This is a genomic window from Nicoletella semolina, from assembly GCF_004345745.1.
Taxonomy (GTDB): Bacteria; Pseudomonadota; Gammaproteobacteria; order Enterobacterales; family Pasteurellaceae; genus Nicoletella; species Nicoletella semolina.
Map to the genome: position 1 here is coordinate 92,654 of NZ_SLXJ01000001.1, position 24,123 is coordinate 116,776.

Genomic DNA, 24,123 nt, shown 5'->3' on the forward strand with positions numbered 1-24,123 from the left:
ATTGATGTCAAGTGATAATTATTGTTTTTCTGAGATTTCTTTAAAAGAAATTGCAAAGGCTTCTTTGAGATTTTCAGGCATTAAACGGTAATCAGCGATCAATTTTTCTTCTTGATTAGACATATCACTTTCTTTCGTAGCTGATTGGAACATTGCCCCATTACCTGTTAATAGCCAAGTGATACTAATTCCTAACGCTTCGTGAATTTTTACCAATCCGTCCACATTCGGATCTCGCCCTTCATTAAGATAATTCATTGCTGAACGATAAGAGATTCCAGCCAGTTCTGAGAATTCTCTAATACTCATGCCTTTTACTTCTAAAATTTGTTTCAATCTGTCTGATATGCACATTGTTTCACATTTCTCTTGCTTAAAGTGAATGATTGTGATATATTATGCACAATCAATATGAATTATGTTTCATATTTTAATTTAACTTAGGTATGACTGCAACGTTATGGCACAACATTTTCTTCTTTCCAGCAGAGCCCGAACACTTTCGATGCTGTGTACTTTGCGTTGGGGAAGTGAAAAACATGTCGTATGTCCGAAATGTGGTGTACCGCACCACGCCTATTTCATCTCCACGCGTAAACAATGGCGATGCAAATTTTGCAAGCATACGTTTAGTGTCACTTCAGGCACGATTTTTGCGAATCACAAGTTACCGCTTCAAACCTATCTATTTGCTATTGCATTATTTGTAAATGCGGTAAAAGGGATTTCCGCTTGCCAACTCTCTCGTGATTTGAACGTACAGTACAAAACGGCTTTTACCCTTGCGCATAAGATTCGTGAAAGCCTGATTATTCAACGTGAGCTATTCCCCCTAGTAGGCGAAATCCATATAGATGGAACTTATGTACATTCTGCGCCACGCCCAAAGAATAAGAAAGCAGAGCGTGTAGATAGACGATTAAAAGAAAATACCAATCCAAACAAGCGTGCGGTATTAGTGATGCGTGAGCGTTATTCAGAACAGGAAACTTATTCTAATCCGCAATTAGTGGGAGCAAAGAAAACCATCACGTTTCCTATTTTGTCAGAAAATACAGAAACGGTGAAGAAATTAGCCACAGCGTACATTGAGCCAAACAGCCGTATTCATGCGGACGAAAACTCAGCCTACGATGAATTGATGGTGAATTACGACCTACAACGAGTAAATCATCAACATGAATATCGTAGCGATGAAGGCGTTACTAATAACCTTGCGGAAAGTTACTTTGCACGTTTCAAACGTATGTACTATGGACAAGTTCACAAAATGAGCAACGTGTATCTTGATAACTATGCCAACGAAGTCGCCTATCGTGAAGATACTCGTAAACTGGATAATTTAACGATTTTCAACGATATCACCAGCAAATGCCCTTCTACACCATCAGAAAACGCTTGGAAAGGCTATTGGCAAGGGCATCATAGACAAGTAGAAAGGCTAATAATGTAATATGGCAGACCCAATTTACTATACGCAAATTAAACAAAAAATCGCTCAGTTTGAACGAGAAAAAGAGCAAGTATTAGCCCATCTCGACCTCGTTGAACGCCGTATTAAGTGGTTAGAACGAGCTTTAGAAGTAATGGAAGTTGATAGCAAAGAGATTCAACAATTCGATACCGAGCATTTTCAATATCGAGTTTATCGCAAACAATTTAACGGCAAAATAACTCAATTGATTCAAAAAGTAATGAAAGCCGAACCTGAACGATATTGGCGTGCGTTAGAATTAGCAGAAGCGGTTTTAATTGCAGATAAACAACCGAATACCCCTATATCAAAATACCATACGAATAATATTAGTAATGCAATGACTCGATTAGTAAATAAAGGTGTCGTAGAAAGAATTGTAGTGAAAGAACATAAGATTATTCAATGGAAGTGGATACAAAAATAGCGGCAAAATATCGCTATTTTAGCAATTTCAACCGCCAATGAATCCCATTACGCTCAACCAATCCCTTTTTCGCTAACCGCAACAACATTCTTTTGACTGCTTTATAATGGTTATCGCCAACATCAATAAATTGTAGCTGCCCCACTAATCGTAATGCCTGTTCTGCTATATCTCCACATACCAACCACGTACCCTGATTTTCCTTTAATACTTGTGCGATTAAACGAGTAGTAATCACAGACTGGCTTTTAGGCGTTTTCGGCATAAATGGATCTGCCAACTCGCTAATCTCTTGCGTTAAAAGTTGCATTTGCACCGTTAATAAATCTTGTTTTTCTTTCAATTGAAGTAACCGTTCGACTAATTCGTGTTTGAGTAACTTTTGTGTCATAATAAAAATCCCTATTGAGTGAAAATTTCAATAGGGATGTTAATGTTTTCAAGCGGTTAAATCTTTGTGCAACTGCTACATAATACCGATAGTATAAGGATTTAACCCACTTTTTTGAAATATGAACAAAAAATTGTCCTTTTTGCCATTATTCTAATATCAAAAAACATAGTGTTCGAAATAATATCCAACGTTATAAATGTAATTTTTATCATAAAATATTTACCTACCAACAAAAATTAAATCCTGCTGATACTTGGTTCGGTTATTCACAAGGAAAACAAACCTATAGATCACTCGCTATTAAATATCAATGTCAGCGAGAACTATTAAAAAATATATTGAAAAAAAACCTCCTAAAGCAGAATTAAAACCACCAGCTTCCCCTTATTTAAATATCGTTATGGATACCACGTTTTTTGGTCGAGAATTTGGTGTATTAGTTTTAATGGATTAAGTAAATCACATAAGATTTTGTTTATAAAGGATTTTTTAAATAAAAAGAGTGGCTAAATAATACTAAAGCGAATATTTAGCCACCATTTTGTCTACTATACCTGAATATTACTAGTTGCAAGTTAGTTTATAAAAAGCATTCTTAATAAGGGGTAGCTAAATATTATCAAGCATAATATTTAGCTACTATTTTATCTACTAACTAGCACCCACTAATACATAATAGGATAATCACCACATGTAAGAGATTTTTACCTGAGCATTAAGATTGTCTTTTACATCGTCACCCAAATTTTTTCCTAGTGTTGCTGAAGCACTGACCGCCCCTGTTTTTGCTGCCAATCCTAATCGGTAGTAGTAATCATCTGATAACTTTTGTTTCCAATGATGATCATTAACCGATACCGCCATTGTACTATGAGTTTTGCTATATCCCATCTCAATGCTCGGTATAACATTAAACTCGCTTATCTGTATTGATTTTGACAGCTTTATCTGTGCATTAGTATTGATCACGCTGGCTTTATCAACCACAATTTGAGCCTCATCAATGTTATGATCTTTAGGTGATATCGTGGCATAACGAAGCCCAATTGTTGGTGTAATATCCAACACCTTGGTGTTAAATGCCTTGCCTGCTTTGAATGATGAATCAAATAACTTGGTATCAATATGAGTGAGATCTTCTTTTTTAATCTCACTTTTGGTTATACCAGCTCCAAGCGTTGCAAGAGCAAAAATACCTTGTTGATTTTGAATCTTGGTATAAAGATGTAATGTGGTGCTTTTATCTTGACCAGTCACATCATCGTCAAAGCGATTAGCACTCTTTCCATCGGTGAATGTGCCGCCAATAGTTGCTGTACCAAACTCTGTGGGAAATGTATTATCAAGCCCAATTAAGGTAGCTGCATACTTTGTATCATAAGCACGGTGATAATTATTCTCAAAATTGCCATTAAGTCGTAACCTAGACGCATAAATTCTGGTACCCAATGCTTTTGGCTGAGCGATCTCATCATCAAGAGACTGTCCAAGAGCCAAGGTGGTACGAGCTTGAGAAGATAGCCAAGAGATTGCGGTATTGGCATAAGCACTGGTAATTTGAGATTGGGTAAATAAATCTCCTGCCTCAATATTCTCTGCTGTCGCAGCACGTGTTGCTGGAGTTCCCCAGCGTCGAACCAAAAGGAGAAGTTGTCTTTGAACCTCTTGTTTGAGGTGTTCTGCTTCGGCTCGTCTTTTTGCCTCTTCTGCTAAGCGCTGCTTTTCAGCTTCTCGCTGTTTTTTAGCTTTTTCAGCCTCTTCTTGCTGTTTTCTGCGTCTAGCATCCTCAGCTTCTTTATCAATAAGCTGTTCCATTGTGGGGTTATATAGGCGATAATCATTACCCTCTTTTACTAAATAATAACGCAATGACCCCACATCAACCGTTCCATTCTTTAACCGAAAAGTTGCCGTATTGTGATTCGATCCATTTAGATGTACCAAAGTTAATCTGTCTTTAGATTTATGAGGCTCTCTACCTGTATTTTTTACGTTGAGCCAATGTCCACCAGTTGCCCTACCCCTAACAACCAGTTTATCCGACTTCAATTCGGCAATATTGGACAAATAATTAAATTGACCAGCACCGCTTAAATCCCCATTCACAGTCAGCGTATAGTAGTTAATCGGACTATAGGGTGCATTATTTAAGTCTATCTCGGAGCCATTAGACATGTTTAAATTACCCACCTGACTGTTGGCGGTCAATGTCAAGCGAGCATCTCTGCTTAGATTCAGAGTCGTACCTTGATATGCTTGCACCCTACCTGTTAGATGTGCTTTATTGATGTTGGCTTTTGCTGAGTTTTGCAAGGTTAAATTACCTACAATCGCTGTTTTTGGCGATGCATTAAATCCTTGAGTGCCGATCCTATGATCACATCCAACCACCCCCGTCAGATCCGAACGAATACAGCTAAGGCTATTTTCTGCAATACCAAGATTTAAGGTTGAGTTGCCATCTCCCCATAAATCACCAGCAACACGAGTGACATTTCGACCAATTGTCAATGTACTTTGGTTATTTGCTACAAATGCATTGGCAGTGAATTCTCTGTTTATCCAATCACCATCGAAAACATTCTCTGCTTGCGGATTATAATTGATTTTTTTGTTCCCACGATTATCTTTGGTAACTGTCATTTTACCTGGTGCATACTGCGTTGGTCTACCTGATAAGATCGCCTCACCGTTATGAACCATGAAATTACCTTTTAACTTAGCACCACCTGATAACAACATTTTTGAATCGCGGGTATGAAGATCAATATTAACATTTAACACACCATTGTTTTTGCGAGTATCAGTTTCGCCTAGCACACCGTTAAAAGCGGTCAGTTTCTCATTATTATTTCTAGGGTTTAGCCCCCTGATCGTCAGATTAGCTGGTCTGTTTGAGTGATTGACAATCATTGCGCCAGCATCAACATTTTGTATGCGATTAAAGAGTATACTGTTGCCATTTAAATCCAAGCGACCGCCACGAAATCCAAAATAGATCTTATCTGGATTGACCTGCTTATTATCTGATAGGACGACCGTTCCTCGACCGCTAACAATCCCCACTTCATTAAATGCCTGCTGCTTGTTTCTGCTATCTCTTCTTTGTGCCAATATCACAGTACCGTCGCCAACGCTGATATCACCTAGGTTTTCACCTTCGCCATTGACATAAAGTGTCCCCTCACCAATTTTAGATAACCGATCTCCTTTAGGATTTTTTACCTGCCAAGTGACCTGCTTGCCCTTATCGATACGCACGCCAGAGCCACGGTGTGTAAAATCCCTCGACGCTTTGACGGTAAAATTATCTTTAAATAACAGTCCGCCAGCACCTTGATCGATATTATTAGTTAAAGTCAGCGTTCCTGTTCCAGTAAATTCAACCGTTTTACCATGATTGCTGTCATTGCCATTTTTTAAATCAACAGTGAGCGTTTTTGGTGAGCCTGATATTGTGCTTGTTTTGTTGCTAGTCGTTTTCCACTGATAATCACCTCTAGGCAAGGATCCTGCAAATACTTTGTCAGATACTTCCTTGTGAAAGTAAGGACGGACCATAATCCACGTATTAGATGAACCATGATCGCCTGCATAATAATTTAATGCGCCAACAACCACCCATTTACCCAATTGCTTATCGTAACCAAACAGCCCAGAGCCACTATCCCCTGGCGTGCCATACGTGACCATACCACCGTAAATATTATCAAATAATGAGCCGCTACCGTCCAGCCAATTTTGCCGATTGCCATTAATATTTAATGAGGTTCCCCCTGTCAAAAAATTATAAGCATCTACAATAGTCGTAATCTTATTATCTCTGCTTCGTACTGATTGCACACCAGAACCAGCTCTGACAAACATAGGAAAACGATTTTTATTAGTATAAGTCGGTGCTTGATTGCCCGCTTCACTCATTGCGGTAGGTGCAACCTCTGTTACCATTTTATCTAAGCGAGGGGCGTGGTAGTCTGTGTGCACTCCTCTGCCACCCGGGAAATTATTTCTATCTACCAAGCTATAAGTATAATAGTGAGCATCAGGGTTGCTGCCAGCTTCACCGAAACTAACGGATCGATAGCCACTATTGTGTGCAACACTTAAAAGATGTTGTTCGCCAACCAGTGTAGCAAATCCGCCGTTTCGATTGACTGCACTTAAATCTGGCATCGGCACATCTTGCATCATAATAGAAACCAGCTCACCTGCTGGATTTCTGACCTCGATGTTTTGAGCACCTGGTGTAAATTTGCCCAAGTTTAGAGCAAAATCTCTAAAATATTGATAGTCGATATCGTCTCGTACCATTGATGCTTGTGCGTAAGACACAAAGATAAGTGACAAGAATGACACGAGAGTTGTCTTTTTTAGATTTAAAGGATTAATATTTGACATAGCTTTTTATTTACCTAGAATTCTTTCCGCTAATTATAGTGTTATCATCAGCTTGATTCAATTTATTAAAGTTCTATTAAATTAATGGAAGCAATCAAATAATAGCTGTGCATTGTGAAATAAATCATATGTTACTTTACACACCAGTTTTTAAGGAAACACAATGACAAACACGCTCTATCGCTGGCTACTCTTTATGAAAAAGCCCAGTAATAAAATTTGGTTTGTACCAGCTTATTGGGCAATTTTTGCCGCTATTTTTGCATTTATCTCCCGTTTTCTAGGGCAAATCTTAAATTACGGCGTCTTCCCTGATATCAGCCGAGATACCCTTGAAGGACTACTCACTGTCATCGCTTCCAGTATGCTCTCAGTCAGCATATTCTCACTTTCCATTATGGTTTCTGCATTCTCTTCTGTTTCCAGTGGTGCAACACCGAGAGCCACCGAATTAATTATGGGCGATGATCGCACTCGCACTGCAATTTCAAGTTTTATCTCTGCTTTTATCTTTGCTGTTATAGCCAAAACTGCATTAGGTATGGAATATTATGGGCAGAATGGACGATTTCTACTGTTTATTGGCACAATCGCTGTACTGTGTTACTTAATTATCACGCTTATCCGTTGGGTTTTCACCCTCTCCCATCTTGGCGGTTTAGCGAATACCTTAAATAAGATTAAACAGAAAACAGAGCAAGCCTTAGAAAATCATTATAAACAGCCCTACTTTGGAGCAACTTGGCAAGGCTCACTTAAACCAACAATGCAAGTGTTATATGCTGAAAAATCTGGCTACCTAACCCATATTAATATGCTTTCGTTACAACATCTTGCTGAGGAAAACAACACACATATTCACGTAGCCGTTCGCCCTGGGAAGTTGCTCTTTCCTAACACCCCGATCGCCTACATCAATGATCCGCAGCAAGATGCTAATGCTTTTAGAAGCTGTTTTTTCATTGCAGTACAAAGAGATTATGAACAAGATCCTGAATGGGGGTTTATCGTACTAAGAGAAATTGCCCAACGAGCGTTACCTCCCACCACGAATGATCCAGATACAGCGATTAGCGTGATGGTTACGATGCTCAATTTATTAACGAAAGTGCCACCAACTAAAGATACCGAAACCAATTATGATCGATTATCCATTATTAAAGCAGATAAATACGATTGGATTAGCCAAAGCTTTTTACCGATCGCTCGAGACGGCTCAGAATTAGTGGAAATAGGATTTGTTATGCAAAAAATATTGGCAGGTATTTCTCAAAATACAACAGATCCCGAAATTGCCGATGCAGCCCAAAGAGTCGCCAAAATTTCGCTTTCTCGTTTCCAACAACAGCTTGCCTTTAAAGATGACATAGAAGCGGTAGAGCAAGAATATCATCAGCACTTTGAATAACATCTTTATCTAAAAGACGCACCGACAGTGCGTCTTTTTTATGAATATTGCATTCACACTTAAAAATAATATCGCTACTGCGATTAATGCTTGTGTTTATGTGAGGCTTCATCAGTGTGGGAATGATCCTGATGATACACTAACGTAGCCATAATTTCGGTATTTTCTGACACTTTTTCACTTTCGATAAGGTGATCCCCACTAAATTGAAGTATATTGCCTGACTCAAGCGTATGTTTCTTTGAACCATCTAACTTAACCGTAATTCTCTCTTGTAGTACAGTAAAAATAATTTCTGATCCTTCGTGATGATGACGTGGGATCGCCTCATCTTTTTTCAATGCTTTTTAACAACAGTAAAAGCAGATCGATCAAAAAGTTTCTCCCGCTGTTTTAACCTGATCGATGTATTGTGCATTAGAAAATATTGCAAAGCTAATCTCTAGTCAAAGCAATAGCATATTGTTTCATCTGTAAACTCTTAAACAAAAGACAACAAATGAACGTTACGCATATTAATATGTGACTTAGTTATAATATAAAATAGCCTCTATTTGCTTTTTAGACTGTCTCTATTTTCTCTAGTTTTTTAACAGTAAAGAGGAAGTGTTACTATCAAATTGCCCTTATAATCTAAAAATCACTTATATATTTCCTAGTTGCATTGGCTAGGTTGCGTACTCTATTCTTATATCATTACCTTTTATTATGTATTTTTGTAAAGTAGATCACAATTTTAATAATTTATTATCGACTGGCTGAGATTAATGTTGGAAAGTAGCGAAGATCTTCTCTTCTCTAGCAATAGTTTAGCTGAAACATCAGCGGTTACTAATATTCAAAAAAATTTTCATCTTATCCTTTCTCTCTCATTACAGTAGCTTATCAAGCACAAGCTGGTGTTGAAAGTCGTATTTTCCCTAAAACTCAATTGCGGCGATCAAGTTGGGTATTAATTGAGGCGTTGGGGACATTGAGGTTGATCCTTGTTTAATAGCAGATGGGCATTACATTTTACTGCACGATGAAACCTTAGATCGCACAACCAATGTGCAAGAGATTTTTCCTGATCTAAAAGAAAAATCAGGCAAATTTGCAGGTAAGATGTTGGCATCTAAACTGACGTTATCTCAAATCCAACAACTTAAATTAATTGATGGTTTTGATGGGCAGATTCATCGTGTTCCAACTTTACGAGAAGCCTTGGAGGTTGCTAAGGGGAAGGTTTGGATCGATTTGGATTTGAAAGAGATGGACTTGAATAAACTTGTGGAATTAACTCAAGAATTTGGAACAGACAATCTCTTAGCTTATAACCGCAATGCCGATAAACTCAAGGAAGTAAACGATAAAACTGGCATTCTTTCAGACAGTTTTTGAAAGCCTTTTTGGTTGTATTTTTGTCTTATATGGCGATGTATTTAATTCGTAATAATTTTAATAGCCTTTTAGAGGAGTAGTATGGCATTTTTACGCTTGAATTAGGCTGGAATCAGTAGCGAAGAAATTTTTGAAGAACCAATTGAAGAAGAAAATACGGTTGCTGAGACAATGAGTAAATGGCAAATTTTCAAGACGTATTTGCTGTCAAACCCTTGGGTATGGGTGCTTTATTGTGCTAATACATTTGGCTATATTTTGCGAATTGGGATTGATAACTGAGCACCGTTGTATGTGCGTGAAACATTACATTTTGATAAGAGAGGTGCATTATAAAATTCGAAGGGAATAAATTGCAGTAAGACAATGGGTTAAATCCTCTTGTACAACCCAACCAGTTTAAATGATGTTGGGTTGTAGCCTAGGCGTAGGAAAAGATTACATTTTATGTTTTACTCGAGAGCCAAGGAGAAGGGTTAGAACAAATGCAATTAATGCAGAGAGGATCATACCGACAGAGTACATTGCGAGGCTATCTGGTTTGATTGATGGAATTCCAGGCAGACCTGCCGCACCTAAAGCAATGGCTTTCACGTTAAAAAATGCGATAAATGCACTGGCTGTACCTGCTCCAATCATTGCAGCTATGAAGGGGAAGCGAAAGCGTAAATTTACACCGAACATCGCAGGCTCTGTGATCCCAAGTAATGCTGAAATGCCTGATGGAATTGCAATACCACGCACTTTTGCATCTTTCATTACCACGGCTGTACCTAAGCACGCTGCACCTTGTGCGATATTTGACATTGCGGCAATTGGGAAGATAAATGTGCCACCTGTTTTCACAACGTCTGCCAATAGTTGAGTTTCAACAGCGAGGAATGTTTGGTGCATTCCTGTGATGACGATAGGAGCATAAAATGTACCAAAAATTGCTCCACCTACAAAACCTAAGCTGCCATATAACCACGTTAGTCCTGCACTGATTAAGGTGCCTGCTTCACGGCCTAGTGGACCAATTAATGTGAAAGCAAGGAAGCCTGCGATAAAAAGTGCAAATAATGGCGTAATTAAGTTATCTAAAAATGATGGCACAATTTTTCGTAACCCTTTTTCAAGTGTGGCGAGTATCCAAGCCGAAATGAGCGTTGGGATAACCGTTCCCTGATAGCCAACTTTTTCGATTTCCAGACCTAAAACATTCCAATATTGAATATTTCCTTTTGCGAGTGTTAAAGCATAGTTCCAGCCATCAGCTAATGCAGGGTGTACCAATAACATACCTAAGGCAGCCCCCAGAAATGGGTTACCTCCAAATTTACGAGTAGCGGAAAAGCCTAGCAGCACGGGCAGAAATACAAAGGGAGCGTTTGCGAAGGTATTCATTAAATCGACTAAATCTGCGATATTTGGGTACATATCCACCACATTCACGCCGTCTGTGAAGAATCCTTTCACTGTCAGCATACTGTGAAGTCCCATCAATAGACCGCCTGCCACGATAGCAGGAATGATTGGCACAAAAATATCCGCCAATCCTTTTACCGCTCGTTGTAACACATTCTGTTTTTCTGCACTCGCACTGGCGAGTTCTGCTGTGGTAAGTTCATCTATACCCAGTAAAAGTGTTAATTCATCGTACACTTTATTGACTGTGCCTGATCCAAAAATGATTTGATATTGACCTGCAACAGAGAATTGCCCTTTAACGCCCTCAATATTTTCAACAGCCGTTTTATCAATCAGATTTTCATCTTTGATTACTAAACGTAACCGAGTTGCACAGTGTGCCGCTGCTGATATATTTTCTTTACCGCCAAGTTTTTCAATCACTTGTTGCGCAATATTAGAAAAGTTCATAATGACCGCCTATAGATGTGTTGGTTGCTAAAAATTTAAACAGCATTATTGTAACTAAAACGATTTAGCTAAATCTACTATTTTTACTAAAACGTTTTAGTTTTGTTACCTAGATCACATTTTTAGCAAGTTTAGCAGAATTTTGATTAAAATTTAGACATATAACTACTATTTAATCATTATTAAGTGGATTATCCGCCTGCTTTGCGACAGAAAAAATCAAATATTGTGGTGGGTAATAGTCGCCGTAACCACCAAAATAGTGAGGTTGGGAAGGTTACCAGATAGCGAGCTTTAGGTTTTTTAGCCTTTAGTGCATTTAGGCAGGCTTTCGCACAAGCTAGAGCAGGTAAAGTAAAGGGGTTGGCATTGCCTTGTTTGGTGAGGCGAGAGAGTTGTTGTTGGTAAAAAATAGGGTTATTAACCTGTTTTAGATCAATGTATTGATGAAGTTTAGCTAATGAATTGGGACGGAATTGACTTTCAATTGGACCAGGTTCTAGCAGGCTGACATAAATATTTGAGCCATATAACTCGTGGCGTAATGTATCTGCCATACCTTCTAATGCGAATTTTGTGCTGTTATAGGCACCACGAAAATGCATTGCCGCAAAACCCAAAATGCTGCTATTAATGATAATTCGCCCATTGTTTTGCTGACGAAAAATAGTCAGTGCGTGATTGATCACTTCCCACGCACCGAACACATTGGTTTCAAAAATTTCTCGTAACGCTTCACGAGAAATATCCTCCACTAGCCCTGGTTGTCCATAGCCTGCGTTGCAAAAAATGGCGTCTAATCGACCGCTTGCAAGATAGGCAAAAACCTGTTGAATTTGTTCGGAGCAGGTTACATCAAGTTGTAGGCACTCCAAGCCTTCCGACTGCAAACGTTGAACATCATCTAAATGGCGGCAGCTGGCAATAACGTGCCAGCCTTGTTGTTGCAAGTAGTGTGCAGTGGCGTAACCAATGCCAGATGAACAACCTGTGATAAAAATAGTGGGCTTCATTTTAGATATTTCGTTTCTCTGTAAAATAGGTTATAGCCAAAACAGATCATAGCTGTTCAAGCCAAGCCAGAAAAGGTTTAGCAGGCATAAAACCTGTTACACGCTTGTTGTTTAATTCTTGCCCTTGTTCATCAAAGAATAAGATAGTTGGCAATCCTAACACTTGAAAATGACGTAATAATGCCTCGTTTTCAGGCGAGTTCTTGGTCATATCCACTTGTAATATCAATATTTCGTTCAATTTTGCTTGCACTTTAGGATCGTGGAACGTGTATTTTTCAAACTCTTTACAAGCAACACACCAGTCAGCATAAAGATCAAACATCACTTTTTTACCTGAATTTGCTTGCAACTGCTGTTCCAATTCGGCAAGCGAATGCACTTTTACGAAATGGTTCGTTGTTTGTTGGGCAGTCGATTGCGTTGAGGAAAGATGAGGCTGCCAAATTAAATCTGCCCACGGCTTGCCTGTTAAAATCACGCAGATGAGTATGATAAGTCGCACAATGCTTGACACGATGCTCTTGCCTGCAAATTGCTCGTTTAACCAGAATAAGAATGCAATGGCTAATGCTGACCACATAAAGGGTTCAAATTCAGCAGGTAAAATGCGTGAAAGTAAAAAGACAGGCAGAGCCAACATCACAAAACCAAACATTGTTTTGACTTTTAAAAGCCAATCGCCTGATTTAGGTAAAACTTTGTTACCAAATAAAGTAATGAGTACTAAAGGAATACCCATTCCTAACGCCAATAGGTAGAGTGCTAAACCGCCTGTAAACAGATCGCCACTTTGTGCAACATAAAGTAATGCACCAGAAAGCGGAGCCGAGGTACACGGAGAGGCGACCAAACCTGCGACCATACCCATAATAAACACGCTGGTAAATGAGCCGCCTTTTTGCTGTTGGCTAATCGTATTGAGTTTTTGCTGCCAGCTATGTGGTAGCTGAATGGTGAATAAGCCGAACATTGATAATGCGAGTAAGATAAACACAATCGTTAGTGTGATTAACACTGGCGGGCTTTGTAGTGCTTGTTGGAATGGTAGTCCAATTGCTGCAACGATTAAACCGAGTAAAGTATAGGTCAATGCCATACCTTGCACATAAGTGATACTCAATAGAAACGCACGCACGCTATTTGGGCGTTTCTGGTTACCAATCACAATTGCAGACAGCAGCGGCAGCATCGGTAACACACAAGGCGTGAATGCGAGACCTAACCCTAAGACAAAAAACCAAAAAATGGAAAAACGATTGGCTGAAAGCTGCTCAGCAAGGCGATCTTGTTCTGCTTGTACAACTTCTGTTTGTTCGGCTGTGTGAGCGGTGCGTTCTGCGGTATTTTTTGCAAATTTTTCTTCTGTTTCAACCGCTTGTTGTTCAGAAGATGGAAGACTGGATAGAGGAGATTGTGCTGCTGTACCATCTAGTGAAACCGTTACTACTTCTGGCGGATAACAAAATCCTTCGGTACAACCTTGATAATGGATTTCAAGTTGTGCGTTATTTTCTCGTGATAAAATTGGGACATCAATAGCTAATTCATCACGATAAATTTCGACTTCGCCAAAAAATTCATCATTATGGCGTTCTGAGGCAGGAAATTGCCATTTGCCAAGCGTGCTATTCACAGGCTTTATCTCAACCGCTTTCTTATAAAGGTAATACCCTGAAGCAATTTGCCAATTAAGTTCAATCCCTTTCGAAGTAGGCTGGGAGGAAAAGATAAACGCCTGCTCACTACTTAAAAATTTGGGTTTGCTTTTAAACAAATCTGAATGGGCAAATAAACTGAGTCCCAATGTCAGCAATAAAATCCATAAACGCATAAAATGTATAGTTCCTTTAAGTTTTATTTTATCAGAGATAAAAAAGAGATGTTAAATACCTAGATAGAAATGTCATGCCTAAAAAGCGTATCGTTCGACATAGCAAAGGTTGAAAAGTTTATACCAAAAACAAGAAAATTGCCCAGCAGATAAAAAACTTTGACAATTTTTACAAAAACAATTGAATAACTATGCATATAATATTAATATTAATTCAGTTAAAGTCGTAAGGGTTTTATAAATGGCAATTAAGATAAGTAATCTCAATTTCTTCTATGGTGCTAATCAGGTGTTATTCGATATTAATCTTGATATTGAAAAAGGCGATACGGTTGTGCTGTTAGGGCCAAGTGGTGCAGGGAAAAGTACGCTGATACGCACATTAAACCTGATTGAAGTACCGCAATCTGGCACGTTAGAAATTGCAAATTTACGCTTTGATTTGACCGCTCGTACAGATAGTAAGCAAGTTGGGAGGCTTCGTCGTGAGGTAGGAATGGTATTCCAACAATATCATCTATGGCCACATCTCACCGTCTTGCAAAATTTAATTGAAGCACCGATGAAAGTTCTTGGCTTAGAAAAATCAAATGCGATTGAGCGTGCTAAGGGTTTGCTTGAACGCTTGCAATTGAGGAATTTTGCTGAACGTTTTCCACTACAGCTTTCAGGTGGTCAGCAGCAAAGAGTAGCAATTGCAAGGGCATTGATGATGCAGCCACAAGTGTTGCTATTTGATGAACCCACCGCTGCATTAGATCCTGAAATAACCTCACAGGTTGTGGAGATTATTAAAGAATTACAGCATACCGAAATTACGCAAGTTATTGTTACTCACGAGGTTTCTGTTGCTCGTAAAACTGCAAGCAAAGTGGTTTATATGGAAAAGGGAAAAATTATCGAATTTGGTGATGCTCGCTGTTTTGAACAGCCGAAAACTGCAGAATTTGCTCATTATCTTTCACACTCACATTAACCCATATTTAAAATAAGGACTTACTATGAAAAAACTACTTCTCGCTACTTTAATTTCAACAGCCAGTTTTGGCTATGCTCAAGACATTACTTTTGCAATGGAGCCAAGCTATCCGCCTTTTGAGCTCACTAACGAAAAAGGTGAAATCATTGGTTTTGATGTTGATATTGCTAATGCCATTTGCCAAGAAATTAATGCGACTTGCCACTTTAAGAGTCAATCTTTTGATTCATTAATTCCAAGTTTAATTAAAGGAAGAGGGGGATTTGATGCTGCTATTTCCGCAATGGATATCACCGAAGCTCGTGCAAAACAAGTGGCTTTCACTGCTCCTTACTACGAAAGCTCTGCCAGCTTTATTTCGCTAAAAGGTAAAACAGATTTAGCCAGTGCAAAAAATATTGGCGTCCAAAACGGTACAACTTACCAACAATATATTAATGCAGAAGCGAAGCAATATTCGCCAAAATCTTATCCTAGCTTACAAGATGCTATTTTAGATCTTAAAAATGGGCGGATAGATATTCTGTTTGGTGATACGGACGTGTTAAGAGATATCTTGTCTAAAAATCCTGAACTGGATTTTGTTGGAGAACGTGTCAGTGATAAACGCTATTTCAATAATGGCTTGGGTATTGCGGTCAATAAATCTAATAGAGAGCTGGTTGAAAGCCTCAATAAAGGGATTACGGCGATTAAAGCAAATGGTGAATACCAAAAAATTTATGATAAATGGCTGGCGAAGTAATGGCTGACCTAAAAAAAATTGGATAAACAGCACTATGTTTGTAGATTATCTCCCTTTAATATATACCGCAACCCTAATGACACTTGGGTTAGCGGTCTGCTCGTTGATTCTCGGATTGCTGCTATCGATGATTTTTGTCGTATTAGAAAGTCATAAATGGACAATGATTAGCCGTCCTGCCGCTGTAGGTATTGCATTGTTGCGTGGGTTGCCTGAAATTTTGGTCGTTTTTCTGATCTATTTTGGTGCACCTGAAATACTTGAGTTGCTGACAGGTGAATTTATTGAGCTTGGTGCTTTTGGGGCTGGTGTTGTTGCATTAGCTTTAATCTTTGCAGCTTACGCTTCTCAATCTTTACGAGGAGCGATTCAAGCGATTGCGATAGGGCAGTGGGAAAGTGCGATGGCTTTGGGATTGAGCCGAGGACAAACGTTTTTGCGTATCATAATGCCTCAAGTATGGCGACACGCCCTCCCAGGGCTAAGTAATCAATGGCTTGTTTTGCTAAAAGATACCGCATTAGTTTCATTAATTGGTGTCCACGATTTAATGCGTCAGACAGAATTAATTAATACCAATACGCACCAGCCTTTTACTTGGTATGGTTTTGCTGCTCTGATCTATCTTGCGATTACCTTGATAAGTCAAGTCATTATTCGGAAACTAGAAAATCGCTTTACTCGTTTTGAACGGGGAGAAAAGTAATGTTACAAGAATATTTTAACGTTATCGCTCAAGGCATTCCAACCAGCTTGTTACTGACTGTTGTTGCACTTTCTATTTCGTTTGTGCTTGCGGTATGCTTTACTTTTTTACTTTCAATGAATAATGGTGTTATTAAAGGCGGAATTAATGTTTTTCTTACGCTATTTACAGGCACGCCACTTCTAGTTCAATTTTTCTTAATTTATGCAGGTCCTGGGCAATTTTCGTGGATTGTTCAAAGTCCGATGTGGTCATTACTTTCCAATGCGTGGTTTTGTGCAATGCTCGCACTTGGATTAAACAGTGCTGCTTACACTACTTTGTTATTCCACGGTGCGGTAAAAGCGATTCCCAAAGGACAATGGGAGAGCTGCCAATCCTTAGGGCTGAATCGCCTACAAACACTTAAAATCCTTGTACCTTATGCCATTAAACGTGCATTACCCTCTTACAGTAATGAGATTATCTTGGTATTTAAAGGGACTTCGTTGGCCTCTACGATCACCATTATGGATATTATGGGCTACGCTCGCCAGCTTTATGGCACAGAATATGATGCACTGCCTATCTATGGAATGGCTGGTATGATTTATCTGGCGATAACAGGTGTAATGACGCTTGTTCTTCGCAAACTTGAACACTATTTATTAGCTTTTGAAAAAAGAGATGCTTAGAAAAGAGGAAGTGGAAACGAAGCCACTTTCTCTTTTAGCTAATGCTTGTGACCTAACGCATCGTTACAAACTCTTCTGAGCCTGTTGGGTGAATTGCAACGGTATTATCAAAATCCGCTTTTGTTGCACCCATTTTAATCGCGACCGCAAAGCCTTGAATCATTTCGTCTACCCCAAAGCCAATGCCGTGTAGCCCAACTACTTTTTGGTTATCGCCTGCACAGACTAATTTCATTCGACAAGGCTGTCTATGTTGCGTTACGGCACTATACATCGGTGTAAATGACGAGGTATAAACTTTCACATTTTCAGCTCCAAACTGTTCAATTGCTTGTGGTTCAGTTAATCCCACAGTGCCGATTGGTGGGTGGCTAAATACCACGGTTGGCACAAGGCTATAATCTAGATGGGCATCAGGTTTATTGTTGAATAAACGTTCTGCTAAATGGCGACCAGCCGCCACCGCTACAGGCGTTAATTCAATTCCGCCTTCAATAATATCCCCTACTGCATAAATATGAGCAGCACTGGTATTTTGGAATTTATCGACTTTAATTTGTCCCTTTGTATTTGTCGCAACCCCTACTGCATCAAGATTAATTTTATCTGTCGCAGGTTCACGACCAATTGCCCAAATCAAGCAATCAGTTTCCACTTCACGTCCATCTTCAAGTTTGAGCGTAAGAGAACCGTCTGTATTTTTTATAACTTCTTGCGGAGTAGCTTGAGTATGCAATGAAATGCCGTCTTGTTTCAGCACTTCCAACAATGTTTCAACAATCAACGGATCTTGGTTACGCATAGGGGCGTGTTGGCGAACAAATAAATCTGTTTTTGACCCAAGGCTATTGAAAACCCCTGCAATTTCAACCGCAATATAGCCTGCTCCAACGACTGCGGTACGTTTTGGTAATGCAGTTAAGGCAAACACACCGTCTGAATCAATACCGTACTCTGCCCCTTTGATGTTCGGACGTGATGGTCTTCCTCCTGTTGCAATCACAATATGATCGGCACTAACTTGTTCGGTAGAACCATCAGAAAAACTCACTTCAAGTGTGTTAGCATCAATAAATTTTGCAAACCCGTTAATCACATCAACGTTATTTTTGCTTAACATATTATTGTAGGAAGTGTGAATACGACTAATATATGCCTGACGGCTCTCAACCAATTTTGCATAGTCAAAATGTTTAACAGACAAATCGAAACCGTAATCAGGTGCGTAATGATGAATAGCTTCAGCGATTTGTGCCCCATAAAACATCACTTTCTTAGGCACACACCCTACATTAACACAAGTACCGCCAAGATGTTTTGCTTCAATAATCGCACATTTTTTGCCATAACTTGCTGCACGATTAATCGAAGCAATACCGCCGCTGCCACCACCAATCGCAATATAATCATAATGTTTAGTCATCGTTTTTCCTTATAAAATGAGTGAATGAGCGGTAGGATTCTATCAATTTTTTGCAGAAAAACGAGAAATATCTACCGCTTGACAATAACTTACTTATAGAGAGTGCATTTCCCTAAATCATTACCGCTATTCCAAACAGTCGTACAATCTAATGGTAAGCGAGTACTCGGCAAAGCAGGAACGGCTGCCTTGCCAATGGCAATCAGCATTACTGACACATAGCGTGCTGAATCAATTTGCAGGATATTGAACACGGCTTCACGATCAAAAACCCCTATGGCGTGAGTATCATAACCTTGCTGTTTAGCGGCTAACATTAATTGCATAGCGGCAAGGCTGGCATCAATTAAGATCTGATCTCGGCGTGCTTGATCATTTAATCCTTTATCAAGGTGGGTTAAAAAGTCAATGGTACGATCCTTAAACTCAGGCTGTAAACAGTCGTGAGAAATAGAATATTCCACAATCTGCTCAATCAATTCGCTATACTGTAAATCAGCTAATACAAGTACTAATGCAGAAGCGGTTTCACAAGGCGGGCGATTAAATGCAACGTGATCTAATAAAGCGGTTTTGGATTGTGGCTCATCGATTACAACAAAACGCCACGGTTGTAGATTGGCTTTAGAAGGTGCAAGTTGAGCAATATTGAGCATTTCTTCTAAAATACTTCGAGGAATAAGGTGGTTTTGCTGAAATAACTTAATCGTTTTTCGTTGTTTAATCGCATCAAGTAGTTGCATATTGCCTCCGATAATTGGATAGATTAGTCATAAATTAGATACAATAAATTGAAAAATTGGAGGACAGTCTAAACAAAAAACTCTGTTAAGCGGGCAATTTTTCGCTTTTATTTGAATTATGTCAAAATAGGACGGACTTAATTTTGGAACTATAAAAGTAAAAGGCATACAGAAAATGAAAAAAATTACTATCGTTGGACTAGGTTGGCTTGGATTACCATTGGCGGAATATTTAAGCGATAAAGGCTATCAGGTCGTGGGGACGAAACGCCAAGCAATTTGGCACGCCCATATCAATTGCTATCCATTTTCACTAGACAGCCCTGTTTATCACGAAGAATGGTTAAATAGCGACTGTTTGGTCATTAATATTCCACCCAATACCGTTGAGCCTACTACCTATGTTGAGGCGATCAAGGCACTTATTCTGCAAGCTATATCACAAGGCGTGAAACATTGTATTTTTATCAGCTCCACTTCTGTTTTCCCACAACAGTCAGCCACTTTCGATGAATCTTCGCTAACTTTTGCCGAAAACGAACGAACCGAAGCATTAATCACACTAGAACAATGGTTCTCTACATTAACAATAGAAAGCGATATTTTACGTCTTGCAGGATTAGTGGGAAAACAACGCCACCCAGTGCATTACTTGGCTGGAAAAAATGCACTGAAAGGGGTAAATCAGCCTGTCAATTTAGTCCATTTAAATGATTGCCTTCGAGCCATTGAAACATTAATTAAACGCCCTAACGGTAAGCGAATCTATCACCTATGTTCACCAGAACACCCAACAAAGTCGGAATTTTACTCCTATGCAGCCAAAAAACGAGGGCTTCCCCCCTTGCATTTTTTAGCCGATAACTCACCGCTTAACCGCAAAATCCTTGCAACAAAAATCTGCCAAGAGTTGAATTTTCATTATCAGTACGCTTCGCCATTTGATTTTGATTGATTGCCTTTCCATTTCCCGAAAGTAGATAAAAATGAAATGAGGACTTTTTTACAAGATAATTTTTATCTAAAATAGACCTCCATTGCTGATGTAGTGCTGTAACTGGAATGTATAAGATGGTAGAAAAGTAAAATATTACTTACCTGTTTATGCAGGTTAGCAGTACAATAAAATCTCTTATTTTTCATTTTCAGGAATGGCAGAATGACAATGACCGCAACTCAATTTAAGCAACAAAACCTCGAACGCCTACTGCGTTATGTAAAAATTTACACAACCTCTGATCCGAATAGCCAAACTGTTCCTAGCTCTCCACAGCAATTTGATTTGTTACATCTCTTGCGTGATGAAGTAAGTGAAATGGGGTTGACTGATATTCATCTTGATGAACGAGGTTTTCTATTCGCTACTTTGCCTGCTACAACAGATAAGCCATTGCCAGTATTAGGCTTATTAGCACACGTCGATACCTCGCCTGATTTCAATGGTAAAAATGTCAAACCGCAAATTATTGACTTTTACAATGGTGAAGATATTTTGCTCAAAGGTAGCGGACATACCCTCTCACCACGCCAATTTTCCTCACTTGAAGGCTTAATTGGTCATACCTTAGTTACTACTGATGGGACATCATTACTGGGTTCAGATGATAAATCAGGTATTGCTATTATTCTCTCTGCAGTTGAATATTTACTTGCTAACCCACAGATTCCGCACGGAAAAATCCGAATTGGATTTACCACTGACGAAGAAATTGGCTGTGGCACAGATAATTTCGATGTTCAATTATTTGGTGCAGATGTTGCATATACTTTAGATGGCGGGCCACTTGGCGAAGTACAATGTGAAAGTTTCAATGCAGATAGTGCAACTGTTACGCTGATCGGACGGAGTGTTCACCCTGGTTATGCAAAAGGCAAGATGATTAATGCTTTTGAACGAGCTTGTGAGTTTCAGCAATCCTTACCGCCTCACTTAACACCAGCAACAAGTAGCGATCGTCAAGGCTATCTTATGCTACACGACATCAAAGGGGAAATTGAGCAATGCCAACTGCATTATATCTTGCGTAGTTTCGACCGCCAAGAATTGGCACAACTCGGTGAATATTTGATGCAAACAATGGCAAAAATGCAGGAAAAATACGGAGAAAACTGCGGTTCGGTAGAAATTCACGAACAATATCGTAATATGAATGAAATCATTCAATCTCACCCATATTTAATGGACATTCCACAAAAAGCGATGATTAAACAAGGTATCACGCCGAAATTAGAACCTATCCGTGGTGGCACGGACGGATCACGCCTCTCATTTATGGGGCTACCGACGCCAAATTTATTTACTGGTGGTGAAAACTTCCACGGACGCTTTGAGTTTGTGTCTGTCGATACTATGAGTCAAGCTACAGCAGTACTCATTCACATCGCTGAAATGTTCACAGAGTTTGCAGAATAACAGATTAATTAAATAATGTGTTAATCACGGTAAATGTTCTATCTCAATGATAAGAGGTATTCTGTTAGAACGAAGAAAGTAATTACTAGCATTTTTCGCATACAATGCTCTAAATGCTATTGGTTACTTTCTCTTAATAGTTTTAAATAGATGCAACAGATATATTACCGAACATTAAATCAACCCAAGTACTTTACGTCCATTAATGCTAGCAATGTTTGCCATTTCATCTAAGTTTGTAAAGCGACAGCCTGCGGATAGGAGGCTGAGTTCTTGCCACATATCGCCTTCACAAAGAGGTACCATATAATCACAAATATTATCTGTGCCAAGAGCAAGGGTGATACCTTCTGGGATAATTTCGTCGGCGGGTGTAAGTGCATTATGGAAGGGTAAAAATTCGTCTTTGCGTGGGCTGTCAATCCACGCCATTGGGCAGGCAATGACCATCATTTCACAGGCTTTCATTTTTTTATATAACATTTGTCGGTAGTCTTTGGGGTGTGCACCAATTGAGATCCCGTGAATCGCTACCACTCTTCCTTGCATTCCGTGTTCGACCGATTTATCACACAATTGCTCGGTCTCTTTTTCTGTGGGAGTATTAAATTGATCAACGTGGACGTGTAACATTTTGCCTTGCGATTTGGCGGTTTCCATTAAAATATCCATTGCTTCTAGCCCTTTGCCATAATCTCGTTCATCACGATAGGGTAAGCCACCAATAATGTCTACCATTTGTGAGCCGATATCAAACCATTTACGAGCATTCGGCTCAATCACGCCTTTTAATGTTTGGTTAGCAAATTTTAGGATAATATCATTTTTATAGACCTCTCTCGCTTTATGGGCTGCGATGATAGCTCGGTCTTCACAAACCTGATCGATATCAACAAAAGTGCCAAATGCAGTTACGCCTTGAGAAATCATTAATTCGATGGCTTGACTGAAGCGGCGGTAATAATCCTCCACGCTAGAGTTGCGTTTGACTTCATCAACCAAATCCCATTTTTGTTGTAAATCCGCTTCTTGATAAATTTGCATTTTTTCTGGTGTCATCGTAAACGCTCGATCAGCGTGAGCGTGGGCATTCACCCAACCTCCTTTTTTAATGACTTCATCACGAATATGGGTTTTTAAAGTACGAATTAATTGGCTCATTGATTTCCTCTAATCACAGATTTTGGACAAAAAAAAGATCTCAATAGAGATCTGATTATAATAAAAAAGCAACACCGCCTGATTTTTGCTTAAGGCGATGTTGCGTAAATAGGATTAAAAAAACGGTGTTTATTCGGCTTTGTATCTTTTTTTGCATATCTAGTTCCTGTCTCCTGACTTTCTGTGCAGGCACTAGATGTGTAGTATAAGTCTTGCTAAATAAAAAAGCAAACGGTTGCTTTGAATTAATGATATCGTTAAGCGGTCTTATTTTTTAACAATTTTGCAATCACACGGCTGACAGCAAAGAAACCAAATGTGGCGGTTACGACAGTGGAAGCGCCAAAACCGTTAGCACAGCTCATTGTGGCGGAAACTTCACACTCGTTATCTGTTTTAGGGAAAATAAGCGGTTGAGTGGAAAAGACGCATTCAATACCAAATTTGCGTTTGGGGTTTTGACTGAAACGATATTCACGGCGTAGGAGTGAACGCACTTTCGCAGCAAGAGGATCTTGAATGGTTCTACTAAGATCGGCAATCTGAATTTGAGTTGGATCGGTTTGTCCGCCTGCTCCCCCTGTGGTAATAATATTAATTTTATTTCGTTTACAAAATGCAATCAGAGCAGCTTTTACCTTCACGCTATCAATGGCATCAATCACATAGTCGTAATCATGCAACAAATAATCCTGTAAATTATCAAGTGTGAGAAAATCATCAATCAGCGTTACTTGGCAGTCGGGGTTAATTTTGTGTATACGCTCTTTCATCACCTCAATTTTAAGCTTGCCGATTTCCCCTGATAGGGCGTGGATTTGACGGTTGATATTGGTGATGCAAATATCGTCCATATCAATCAAGGTGAGTTGACCAATGCCTGATCGAGCGAGTGCCTCCACAGCCCAAGATCCTACGCCGCCAATACCGATGACACAAATGTGTGATGTGCGTAGCTGTTGTAAGCCTTGCGGACTATAAAGCCGCCCAATTCCACCGAAACGTTGTTCATAATGATCTATGTGTGCCATAACATTCCTTCATTTCTTTTTAGTAAGCGGTCAATATTGCAATAATTTTTGCAAAACTGA

Annotated in this window: 22 protein-coding genes; 11 read left to right on the plus strand and 11 right to left on the minus strand. The window is 39.3% G+C overall.

Annotated features, from left to right (window positions below):
- Nucleotides 1-18: 18 nt before the first annotated feature.
- Nucleotides 19-354: a helix-turn-helix domain-containing protein gene (locus EV693_RS00425; protein ID WP_132500431.1), complete on the minus strand. Its 336-nt coding sequence runs from the start codon at nt 352-354 to the stop codon at nt 19-21.
- Nucleotides 355-460: 106 nt separating this feature from the next.
- Here EV693_RS00425 and EV693_RS00430 point away from each other — a divergent pair, with 106 nt between their 5' ends.
- Nucleotides 461-1,453 (plus strand): IS1595 family transposase, encoded by a 993-nt coding sequence (locus EV693_RS00430; RefSeq protein WP_132500432.1) that lies wholly within the window; start codon nt 461-463, stop codon nt 1,451-1,453.
- A 1-nt stretch (nt 1,454) separates the two neighbouring features.
- Nucleotides 1,455-1,901 (plus strand): hypothetical protein, encoded by a 447-nt coding sequence (locus EV693_RS00435; protein WP_132500433.1) that lies wholly within the window; start codon nt 1,455-1,457, stop codon nt 1,899-1,901.
- 13 nt (nt 1,902-1,914) lie between these two features.
- On the opposite strand, the gene EV693_RS00440 is transcribed toward EV693_RS00435, so the two are convergent.
- Nucleotides 1,915-2,292, minus strand: coding sequence for a hypothetical protein (locus EV693_RS00440; RefSeq protein WP_132500434.1), 378 nt, complete (start codon nt 2,290-2,292; stop codon nt 1,915-1,917).
- 158 nt (nt 2,293-2,450) lie between these two features.
- On the opposite strand from EV693_RS00440, the gene EV693_RS09730 reads away from it, so the two are divergent.
- Nucleotides 2,451-2,663 carry a hypothetical protein gene (locus EV693_RS09730; protein WP_424991499.1) on the plus strand — a complete coding sequence of 71 codons (213 nt, stop codon included), beginning with the start codon at nt 2,451-2,453 and terminating at the stop codon, nt 2,661-2,663.
- Nucleotides 2,664-2,979: 316 nt separating this feature from the next.
- On the opposite strand, the gene EV693_RS00445 is transcribed toward EV693_RS09730, so the two are convergent.
- Nucleotides 2,980-6,693, minus strand: coding sequence for a S6 family peptidase (locus EV693_RS00445; RefSeq protein ID WP_132500435.1), 3,714 nt, complete (start codon nt 6,691-6,693; stop codon nt 2,980-2,982).
- 163 nt (nt 6,694-6,856) lie between these two features.
- Between EV693_RS00445 and EV693_RS00450 the strand changes: the two genes are divergently transcribed.
- A complete protein-coding gene (locus tag EV693_RS00450) occupies nt 6,857-8,101 on the plus strand; it encodes a DUF2254 domain-containing protein (protein WP_132500436.1) in 1,245 nt (414 codons plus the stop codon).
- An 83-nt stretch (nt 8,102-8,184) separates the two neighbouring features.
- Here EV693_RS00450 and EV693_RS00455 read toward each other — a convergent pair whose 3' ends face one another.
- Nucleotides 8,185-8,442 (minus strand): DUF1637 domain-containing protein, encoded by a 258-nt coding sequence (locus EV693_RS00455; RefSeq protein ID WP_132500437.1) that lies wholly within the window; start codon nt 8,440-8,442, stop codon nt 8,185-8,187.
- Between the two features lie 676 nt (nt 8,443-9,118).
- Between EV693_RS00455 and EV693_RS00460 the strand changes: the two genes are divergently transcribed.
- On the plus strand, nt 9,119-9,481 hold the full coding sequence (locus EV693_RS00460) for a glycerophosphodiester phosphodiesterase family protein (RefSeq protein ID WP_243694543.1): 363 nt from the start codon (nt 9,119-9,121) through the stop codon (nt 9,479-9,481).
- A gap of 438 nt (nt 9,482-9,919) precedes the next feature.
- Here EV693_RS00460 and EV693_RS00470 read toward each other — a convergent pair whose 3' ends face one another.
- The 3 genes from EV693_RS00470 to EV693_RS00480 all read right to left on the minus strand — a co-directional run bounded on the left by EV693_RS00470 (nt 9,920) and on the right by EV693_RS00480 (nt 14,188).
- Entirely contained in the window at nt 9,920-11,341 is a 1,422-nt protein-coding gene (locus tag EV693_RS00470; protein WP_132500438.1) for a sucrose-specific PTS transporter subunit IIBC, read from the minus strand.
- Between the two features lie 191 nt (nt 11,342-11,532).
- The gene (locus tag EV693_RS00475; RefSeq protein ID WP_132500439.1) at nt 11,533-12,354 is read right to left on the minus strand and encodes an SDR family NAD(P)-dependent oxidoreductase; all 822 of its coding nucleotides are present in this window, start codon (nt 12,352-12,354) and stop codon (nt 11,533-11,535) included.
- Nucleotides 12,355-12,400: 46 nt separating this feature from the next.
- The gene (locus EV693_RS00480) at nt 12,401-14,188 is read right to left on the minus strand and encodes a protein-disulfide reductase DsbD (protein ID WP_132500440.1); all 1,788 of its coding nucleotides are present in this window, start codon (nt 14,186-14,188) and stop codon (nt 12,401-12,403) included.
- A 241-nt stretch (nt 14,189-14,429) separates the two neighbouring features.
- Between EV693_RS00480 and artP the strand changes: the two genes are divergently transcribed.
- From artP to artM, 4 genes are read left to right on the plus strand one after another with little or no spacing between them, the layout of a single operon-like run.
- On the plus strand, nt 14,430-15,164 hold the full coding sequence (artP, locus tag EV693_RS00485) for an arginine ABC transporter ATP-binding protein ArtP (RefSeq protein WP_132500441.1): 735 nt from the start codon (nt 14,430-14,432) through the stop codon (nt 15,162-15,164).
- 25 nt (nt 15,165-15,189) lie between these two features.
- Nucleotides 15,190-15,912 carry a transporter substrate-binding domain-containing protein gene (locus EV693_RS00490; protein WP_132500442.1) on the plus strand — a complete coding sequence of 241 codons (723 nt, stop codon included), beginning with the start codon at nt 15,190-15,192 and terminating at the stop codon, nt 15,910-15,912.
- Nucleotides 15,913-15,946: 34 nt separating this feature from the next.
- Nucleotides 15,947-16,618 (plus strand): arginine ABC transporter permease ArtQ, encoded by a 672-nt coding sequence (gene artQ, locus EV693_RS00495; protein ID WP_132500443.1) that lies wholly within the window; start codon nt 15,947-15,949, stop codon nt 16,616-16,618.
- Nucleotides 16,618-17,292 carry an arginine ABC transporter permease ArtM gene (artM, locus tag EV693_RS00500; RefSeq protein ID WP_132500444.1) on the plus strand — a complete coding sequence of 225 codons (675 nt, stop codon included), beginning with the start codon at nt 16,618-16,620 and terminating at the stop codon, nt 17,290-17,292. Before artQ ends, artM begins: the two co-directional genes overlap by 1 nt.
- 52 nt (nt 17,293-17,344) lie before the next feature.
- On the opposite strand, the gene gorA is transcribed toward artM, so the two are convergent.
- The gene (gene gorA, locus EV693_RS00505; RefSeq protein ID WP_132500445.1) at nt 17,345-18,715 is read right to left on the minus strand and encodes a glutathione-disulfide reductase; all 1,371 of its coding nucleotides are present in this window, start codon (nt 18,713-18,715) and stop codon (nt 17,345-17,347) included.
- Between the two features lie 89 nt (nt 18,716-18,804).
- Nucleotides 18,805-19,458, minus strand: coding sequence for a nitroreductase family protein (locus tag EV693_RS00510; protein ID WP_132500446.1), 654 nt, complete (start codon nt 19,456-19,458; stop codon nt 18,805-18,807).
- Between the two features lie 175 nt (nt 19,459-19,633).
- Here EV693_RS00510 and EV693_RS00515 point away from each other — a divergent pair, with 175 nt between their 5' ends.
- Together EV693_RS00515 and pepT are read left to right on the plus strand one after the other, a co-directional pair.
- Entirely contained in the window at nt 19,634-20,413 is a 780-nt protein-coding gene (locus EV693_RS00515; protein ID WP_132500447.1) for a Rossmann-fold NAD(P)-binding domain-containing protein, read from the plus strand.
- Between the two features lie 204 nt (nt 20,414-20,617).
- Nucleotides 20,618-21,871, plus strand: a complete 1,254-nt coding sequence (gene pepT, locus EV693_RS00520) for a peptidase T (protein ID WP_243694541.1) — start codon at nt 20,618-20,620, stop codon at nt 21,869-21,871.
- 174 nt (nt 21,872-22,045) lie between these two features.
- Here the strand turns inward: pepT and EV693_RS00525 are convergent, their stop codons facing one another.
- Nucleotides 22,046-23,032, minus strand: coding sequence for an amidohydrolase family protein (locus EV693_RS00525; protein WP_132500448.1), 987 nt, complete (start codon nt 23,030-23,032; stop codon nt 22,046-22,048).
- A 257-nt stretch (nt 23,033-23,289) separates the two neighbouring features.
- Nucleotides 23,290-24,063 carry a tRNA cyclic N6-threonylcarbamoyladenosine(37) synthase TcdA gene (tcdA, locus tag EV693_RS00530; protein WP_132500449.1) on the minus strand — a complete coding sequence of 258 codons (774 nt, stop codon included), beginning with the start codon at nt 24,061-24,063 and terminating at the stop codon, nt 23,290-23,292.
- Nucleotides 24,064-24,123: the final 60 nt, after the last annotated feature.

Bases quoted from the DNA above. Each gene is read 5' to 3' on its own strand.
- EV693_RS00425 (WP_132500431.1), bottom strand. From the start codon at position 354: ATGTGCATATCAGACAGATTGAAACAAATTTTAGAAGTAAAAGGCATG.
- EV693_RS00430 (WP_132500432.1), top strand. From the start codon at position 461: ATGGCACAACATTTTCTTCTTTCCAGCAGAGCCCGAACACTTTCGATG.
- EV693_RS00435 (WP_132500433.1), top strand. From the start codon at position 1,455: ATGGCAGACCCAATTTACTATACGCAAATTAAACAAAAAATCGCTCAG.
- EV693_RS00440 (WP_132500434.1), bottom strand. From the start codon at position 2,292: ATGACACAAAAGTTACTCAAACACGAATTAGTCGAACGGTTACTTCAA.
- EV693_RS00445 (WP_132500435.1), bottom strand. From the start codon at position 6,693: ATGTCAAATATTAATCCTTTAAATCTAAAAAAGACAACTCTCGTGTCA.
- EV693_RS00450 (WP_132500436.1), top strand. From the start codon at position 6,857: ATGACAAACACGCTCTATCGCTGGCTACTCTTTATGAAAAAGCCCAGT.
- EV693_RS00470 (WP_132500438.1), bottom strand. From the start codon at position 11,341: ATGAACTTTTCTAATATTGCGCAACAAGTGATTGAAAAACTTGGCGGT.
- EV693_RS00475 (WP_132500439.1), bottom strand. From the start codon at position 12,354: ATGAAGCCCACTATTTTTATCACAGGTTGTTCATCTGGCATTGGTTAC.
- EV693_RS00480 (WP_132500440.1), bottom strand. From the start codon at position 14,188: ATGCGTTTATGGATTTTATTGCTGACATTGGGACTCAGTTTATTTGCC.
- artP (WP_132500441.1), top strand. From the start codon at position 14,430: ATGGCAATTAAGATAAGTAATCTCAATTTCTTCTATGGTGCTAATCAG.
- EV693_RS00490 (WP_132500442.1), top strand. From the start codon at position 15,190: ATGAAAAAACTACTTCTCGCTACTTTAATTTCAACAGCCAGTTTTGGC.
- artQ (WP_132500443.1), top strand. From the start codon at position 15,947: ATGTTTGTAGATTATCTCCCTTTAATATATACCGCAACCCTAATGACA.
- artM (WP_132500444.1), top strand. From the start codon at position 16,618: ATGTTACAAGAATATTTTAACGTTATCGCTCAAGGCATTCCAACCAGC.
- gorA (WP_132500445.1), bottom strand. From the start codon at position 18,715: ATGACTAAACATTATGATTATATTGCGATTGGTGGTGGCAGCGGCGGT.
- EV693_RS00510 (WP_132500446.1), bottom strand. From the start codon at position 19,458: ATGCAACTACTTGATGCGATTAAACAACGAAAAACGATTAAGTTATTT.
- EV693_RS00515 (WP_132500447.1), top strand. From the start codon at position 19,634: ATGAAAAAAATTACTATCGTTGGACTAGGTTGGCTTGGATTACCATTG.
- pepT (WP_243694541.1), top strand. From the start codon at position 20,618: ATGACAATGACCGCAACTCAATTTAAGCAACAAAACCTCGAACGCCTA.
- EV693_RS00525 (WP_132500448.1), bottom strand. From the start codon at position 23,032: ATGAGCCAATTAATTCGTACTTTAAAAACCCATATTCGTGATGAAGTC.
- tcdA (WP_132500449.1), bottom strand. From the start codon at position 24,063: ATGGCACACATAGATCATTATGAACAACGTTTCGGTGGAATTGGGCGG.